Raw genomic sequence first — 977 nt, 5'->3', positions numbered from 1 at the left:
CTCGGCCTTGGCCTTGGACTTGGAGCCCTCGTGCAGACCGACGCGCACGTCGACGCCCGAGTCGCGCAGGGACAGCGCGTGGGCGTGGCCCTGGCTTCCGTAGCCGATCACCGCGACCTTGCGGTTCTGGATGATGGACAGGTCGGCGTCGTCGTCGTAGAACAGCTCGGCCACTTGGGGTCTCTCCTTGGATCTAGCGGGGTGCCCACACAGTACGTCGGGCGGGGTGAGGAAGGTCGGTGGGTCTCGCCATACGGTCCGGTCGGGCCGCGGCGGACGGGCGGGTCAGGCCGAACGGTCCAGCGCGCGCAGCGAGCGGTCCGTGATGGAGCGGGCGCCGCGGCCTATGGCGATCGTGCCGGACTGCACCAGTTCCTTGATGCCGAACGGCTCCAGCATCTTCAGCATCGCCTCCAGCTTTTCACTGGATCCGGTGGCCTCGATGGTGACGGCCTCGGGCGAGACGTCGACGGTCTTGGCGCGGAACAGCTGGACGATCTCGACGATCTGCGAGCGGGTCTCGTTGTCGGCGCGGACCTTCACCAGGACCAGCTCGCGCTGGATCGCGGCGCCGGGCTCCAGCTCGACGATCTTCAGGACGTTGACGAGCTTGTTGAGCTGCTTGGTGACCTGCTCCAGGGGCAGCGACTCGACGCTGACCACGATGGTGATGCGGGAGATGTCGGGGTGTTCGGTGACGCCGACGGCGAGCGAGTCGATGTTGAAGCCGCGGCGGGAGAACAGCGCGGCGATCCGGGCGAGGATGCCGGGGGTGTTCTCCACCAGGACGGAGAGCGTGTGCTTGGACATGGTCTTCTCTCTTTCGCTCTTCGTCGTCTCAGTCGTCTTCGTTGTCGCCGAAGTCGGGACGCACACCGCGGGCGGCCATGACCTCGTCGTTGGAGGTGCCGGCGGCGACCATCGGCCACACCTGGGCGTCCTCGTGGACGATGAAGTCGATCACGACCGGGCGGTCG

The 977-nt window shown here is 67.2% G+C and carries 1 protein-coding gene and 1 pseudogene; both read right to left on the bottom strand.

Features of this window, described 5'->3' with window-relative positions; translation table 11 throughout:
• A pseudogene (locus IG62_RS45895) lies at nt 1–174 on the bottom strand (ketol-acid reductoisomerase); the annotation flags it as partial.
• 111 nt (nt 175–285) lie between these two features.
• Nucleotides 286–810, bottom strand: a complete 525-nt coding sequence (gene ilvN / locus IG62_RS0140910; protein WP_030816355.1) for an acetolactate synthase small subunit — start codon at nt 808–810, stop codon at nt 286–288.
• Between the last annotated feature and the right edge of the window lie 167 nt (nt 811–977).

Origin of the sequence: Streptomyces sp. NRRL S-337, assembly GCF_000720175.1 — a bacterium.
Classification (GTDB): domain Bacteria; phylum Actinomycetota; class Actinomycetes; order Streptomycetales; family Streptomycetaceae; genus Streptomyces; species Streptomyces siderophoricus.
This window is presented reverse-complemented; position numbering and strand designations above follow the sequence as displayed.

Excerpts from the sequence above, each read along its gene's own strand:
- ilvN (WP_030816355.1), bottom strand. The coding sequence starts at position 810 with ATGTCCAAGCACACGCTCTCCGTCCTGGTGGAGAACACCCCCGGCATC.